Here is a 4420-nt window from a genome sequence, read left to right on the forward strand (position 1 = left end):
CGCTTCAACAAGGACAAATACTGGTTGGCTCCTACGCTGCGCTTCGGATTTTAGCCAACCAGTATTGGCCTGTTAAGCGGGCGTTATGTGGTAAATCAGCATGATTAAAGGATACTTATAAATGTCATACGGATTTGAACTTTATGTTGCAATTGCTTTACTAATTACAGTTGCAATATTGGGCTTTATGGATAATCGTTTGCGCAATAAAAACACCACGTTTATCACCATACTTTGTTCAACACCAATCGTTGCAAACGTATTACAAAACTTGTTTGGCATTCACTCAGCAATCATTTTCCTTACTGTAACAATCATATATATTGTTGCAACGAAAAAGGCTAAAACAACAACCACATAACAAGCGCTTCAACAGGACAAATACTCGTTGGCTTTTGTCGCTGCGCTCCAAATTTTAGCCAACAATTATTTGCCTGTTAAGACGGGCGTTATATGTCAAGGAGGGAACTGTGCACGTTGTTATTAGCTTCAAAACGTCAATGTTTGATTTATCAAAGGAACATGAAAATACAATCAACCCTATATATGGAGAATCTTTGTTAAATTGGCTCAAAGTAGCCGTTGATAAAGATATCGAGTTTTCTGAACCATTCACCGAAGATTGGGGGTGGTGTAGCAGTATCCTCTGGAAAGGTCGCCAATATATGCTAGGGGCATCGGTCTATTTTGAAGAAGGTGATGACCCTCAATCAGAATTAGAATGGATTTTTCAAATCGATAAGGATAGAACTTTTATCGAGAAACTATTTGGTAAGGAAAAAATAGATAACTCTGATGAATGTGTTATGTTTTTTAGATCAAAGTTACTTGAGGAGCCTCAAATTCATTCGGTAGAGTTTAAGTAAAAGGCATATAACAAGAGACTATGGTAAATAATGGAGATTATTTCTCCTTTTGTCACTAACCAAACTCAAGATGTTGCTCTTTCATGGTTCTAATCAAACTATTATTCCGCTTTTCAAAGAGTGTTGTTGCTTTTTCATTGGTACTCTCCCTTTCAAAACCCATCACAAACTGCTGAATTTTCTCAGCATCTCTTGAGGCTCTTAGGATTTCTTTCGGGTCATCTTGTAAAACCTTAATCCAAGCATCGACGTAGGCAGCATGTTGCCCGAAGTCGTGGCCTATTTGCAGTTCGTCACCAATCATTAGTGAGGCGATTTCGGCTCTCAATTCTTCTTTGGCGTAGGATTCATCACCGAAACGACCTGTCATGTCTCGGGCTAATCGGCTGGAATGGCCTGTGCTGTGACCAGTCTCATGAAAAATCGTTGCCAGATATCGATCTGCTGTTTCGAATTGGGATTTGTCGGGTAAATGAATGCTGTCAGTTGCAGGGCTGTAGTAAGCATTGTCATGTTGATCGTGGTGAATGGCGACACCAACATTATTCAGAATTTTCTCTGCTCGTTCGTGGCGTTGCCAATCTGGTTCTGTTTTGATTTCCAGCTCGGGTAAACCTTCGATTTGAGCAGCATTGAACACCACTGCACTGAATACTCTTGGTTTTTCTAGTTTGACGGTTTCCTTTAGTGGTTTGCCATCAGCACCTATGATCTTTTTGCCGTTGTTGTCGGTTTTATCTACCTTGTCGAACAGCTTCCAATATTGGACTATGGTGCCGTGTTGCCCTTTCATCACCTTGGCATCTAAGCTATTGGCTTGTTTAAAAGTCATCCACCTTGGATCTTGTCTGCCTTGCATAGCAAGCCAGATGGCATTTGAGCCTTTGTATTTTGTGCCGCTAACAGGATTGTGAGGCATTCTTGGCTCGCCCGGTTTCCACGGTAGTTGCCAAGGTGCAGTGCCTTGTTTGAGTTGCTCAATAAGCTTATTGGCGATTTGCTCATGGTATGGGACTTTGGTCTTTTGGTTCGTTGGCATGGTTTAATCCTCATCAGTATCAACGTCGCTGGCTTCCCATGCGTCTTGTTCTGACAGGGCATCTTCCTCAAATGCGCCCAGTTCTTCGGCTTCAGCTGCCGTGACTTCCACAATATTTTGTGGTGTGTTGAGCAGAGTTAATTTTTCATCGAGCTTAGTGTTCAAGTTGCTGTTCATAGTGCGCCTCCTTTTTTGGTGCAAAGCGTGACTTAGTTATTGAGTTTTGTGGAGTAAATCTCTGCTTAAATCGTTCTAATGCTGATTGTGGTTTGGCTTGTATAGAAGCTTGCTGCTTTGGTAATGAAGTAGTTGATTGAGTTTGGGGCTTTACTGTTTGAGTTTGTTTATGAACTTGAGTCTGCTGGGATGGCTTGTTGATGGTTACCCCTTGCTGTGCCAAACGTTGATAATCTATGTGGTGTGGTTTATAGCCTGTGACGTCTATACCTTTGATTTTGGCTTGTAACCAAGCTTCACGTTTGAAATTCTGACTGCCTCTGAGCTTGATTTGTTGCCAGCCTCGATGCTCGGCAATCGCCAATAAATCCATAATGATTTTGCTGTGTTCAAGCCGTGTTTGTAGCTTGTTGCCTTTGTCGATAAAGACAAGTGCTGTTGAATTTCGATTAGGGAAATAGCCTTTACCATTGACAGTCACATAACTTAAATACAGATGTTTAGGCATAGGCATTTTGTGAGTTTTGGGTGCATCTTGCGTGTCGTCTTTTTCAGTTTTTGCTTGTGTCTTTGGTTCTGCCACTGAGAGTGGATTGCTGGGTGATTCAGCTTGATCTGTTTCATGGTATGAAGTGTATTGCTCTGCTTTTTCAGGGGACACTTTCTCTGGAATAATGCTGTTAAGCCTTGGCAAGATCCGCTCTGACTTTTGATACTTTAGCTCAGGCCAACAACTTTCAATATAGCCTTCGATTTGCTTTTTCACTCGAACCACGCTGCTGCTCATGTGTAGATCATTAAAGTCGGTTAAGCCATGTTGAATTTGTTCTGTGGAAAATTTAGGCGTGAGCCAGTGCCCACCGACTAAGTTGGCTGACTCTCTGGCTTTTTGTATGCCTTTATTGATTTGATTTTTATGGTCATTATCGGCAAGAAACAGATGTTTGGCATTGGGGTATTTAGCACTGATTTTTTCTGCGACTTTAGGCATATTGCCTGCATCTACTGTCATCACTACACTGCGCCCTGTCGCTTCGGCAATACTCGCTGCTGTTGAGTAACCTTCGGCATACAAAATGGGTTCATTAGTGTTTAGCGGTCTATCGCCCACCACAAAGAAGTGTCCTGATTTTTGTGCGCCTTTTTTAAGGCACTTGAAGCCATTAGTGCTAATCCGCTGAAGGCTATGAATGCTCTGTTCAGTGTCATAAAGCGGGATCACCAAACGGCCTTTCTTGTCCTGACATACACCGGGATAAGCTTGTACACCTTTGCGACTCAAATAGCCCTGACCTGAATTTGCGGTTGGCAGTTGTCGATACAGCTGAGCGCAGCGTTTGGCGTGATGTTGTTGCTTTTGATTGAGACTTTGCTCTCGTTGATAGCGAATATTGGCCATGTGCGCTTTTTGATGAAGCCTTGCAGTCGGATCAGCTTGTTCAAAGCTGGCATGCCATTTTTGTGGCTCATTGTGATTACGATGATCTTGATACCAGCCAACTGGGTGACCATCATTAAAGACAGCATAAACGCCGCTTTTTTGCCCTCGTTTGTCATCTTGTGTGGCAACACGATGAATTTGACCATCCATTAACGGTGGCTCTTTCAGTAAGAAACCTGCTGTTTCTAAGACATTGTTAAATTCAAGCAAGGGATCGATATCACTGTGCTGTTTCATCATATTGGGGTCGGGCAACCAAGGCTCTACTTTGCGTTTATCGGTTCCGGCTTTGGCGTACCATAAGCCTTGCTCACCATCAAAGCTGATAGCGGCTATGCCATTATTGAGTCTGCCGATTTCTTGTTGGGCTTGTGCTCTATCGTCATAACCCACTGCCAGATAGGTTTTGTGTTTCAATTGCTCGTTACTCATAGTTTTCATCTCCAACTACATTTTTGAAATCGGTAACTAAGTCATTCATAGCGGACTGTTTGGGGATAGGCTTGGGTTCTAATTGACTCGGCTGCTCTGCAACACAATTGTCAGGCTCAGATTGCTCAACACTTGTTGTATCGCCATCCTCAGCGTAGCGAATTTGAGTAATAGTGATTGAATGCTGTTTAGGCGTGACCTTGGGAATGCTTGGTATTGAATAATGATTTCTATCTGGGTGATTGCCCCGAACAGTTAGCTGTTTGTCTTGATACCAACGCAGTTTTTGGCATTTCACAGGAGGGCAGTTTTCTAGCAGTAAAATGGCATTATCAGCGCCCATTTGCATTAGCTCTTGTGGCAGCATTAAGGCTCGTCCGTGATCGCTAATGTTTTCACTTTTACCACCTTTGCCTGATAGCTGACGGCTTCGACTTCGGTTGTTGATGGTGGAAGTGCCAAGGC

General features: G+C 42.8%; 6 protein-coding genes. 2 read left to right on the forward strand and 4 right to left on the reverse strand.

All coding sequences use genetic code 11. The annotated features are described in order from the left end of the window. Positions 1-121 precede the first annotated feature (121 nt). Together AC1EU0_RS19065 and AC1EU0_RS19070 are read left to right on the forward strand one after the other, a co-directional pair. Positions 122-361, forward strand: a complete 240-nt coding sequence (locus AC1EU0_RS19065; RefSeq protein WP_480304357.1) for a hypothetical protein — start codon at positions 122-124, stop codon at positions 359-361. Positions 362-470: 109 nt separating this feature from the next. Then, positions 471-866: a hypothetical protein gene (locus tag AC1EU0_RS19070; protein ID WP_480304358.1), complete on the forward strand. Its 396-nt coding sequence runs from the start codon at positions 471-473 to the stop codon at positions 864-866. A 55-nt stretch (positions 867-921) separates the two neighbouring features. Here the strand turns inward: AC1EU0_RS19070 and AC1EU0_RS19075 are convergent, their stop codons facing one another. From AC1EU0_RS19075 to AC1EU0_RS19090, 4 genes are all read right to left on the reverse strand, one after another. Next, positions 922-1905 carry an ArdC family protein gene (locus AC1EU0_RS19075; protein ID WP_480304359.1) on the reverse strand — a complete coding sequence of 328 codons (984 nt, stop codon included), beginning with the start codon at positions 1903-1905 and terminating at the stop codon, positions 922-924. A 3-nt stretch (positions 1906-1908) separates the two neighbouring features. Next, positions 1909-2082: a hypothetical protein gene (locus tag AC1EU0_RS19080; protein WP_480304360.1), complete on the reverse strand. Its 174-nt coding sequence runs from the start codon at positions 2080-2082 to the stop codon at positions 1909-1911. Next, positions 2060-3955, reverse strand: coding sequence for an LPD7 domain-containing protein (locus tag AC1EU0_RS19085; protein WP_480304361.1), 1896 nt, complete (start codon positions 3953-3955; stop codon positions 2060-2062). Before AC1EU0_RS19085 ends, AC1EU0_RS19080 begins: the two co-directional genes overlap by 23 nt. Then, the coding region (locus AC1EU0_RS19090; protein WP_480304362.1) for a type IV secretory system conjugative DNA transfer family protein at positions 3948-4420 on the reverse strand (473 nt) is incomplete at its 5' end. The genes AC1EU0_RS19085 and AC1EU0_RS19090, both read right to left, overlap by 8 nt.

Source organism: Parashewanella sp. 2210YD4-3, assembly GCF_056591735.1.

Coding starts and splice junctions, on each gene's coding strand:
- AC1EU0_RS19085 (WP_480304361.1), bottom strand. CDS start 3,955: ATGAGTAACGAGCAATTGAAACACAAAACCTATCTGGCAGTGGGTTAT.
- AC1EU0_RS19065 (WP_480304357.1), top strand. CDS start 122: ATGTCATACGGATTTGAACTTTATGTTGCAATTGCTTTACTAATTACA.
- AC1EU0_RS19080 (WP_480304360.1), bottom strand. CDS start 2,082: ATGAACAGCAACTTGAACACTAAGCTCGATGAAAAATTAACTCTGCTC.
- AC1EU0_RS19075 (WP_480304359.1), bottom strand. CDS start 1,905: ATGCCAACGAACCAAAAGACCAAAGTCCCATACCATGAGCAAATCGCC.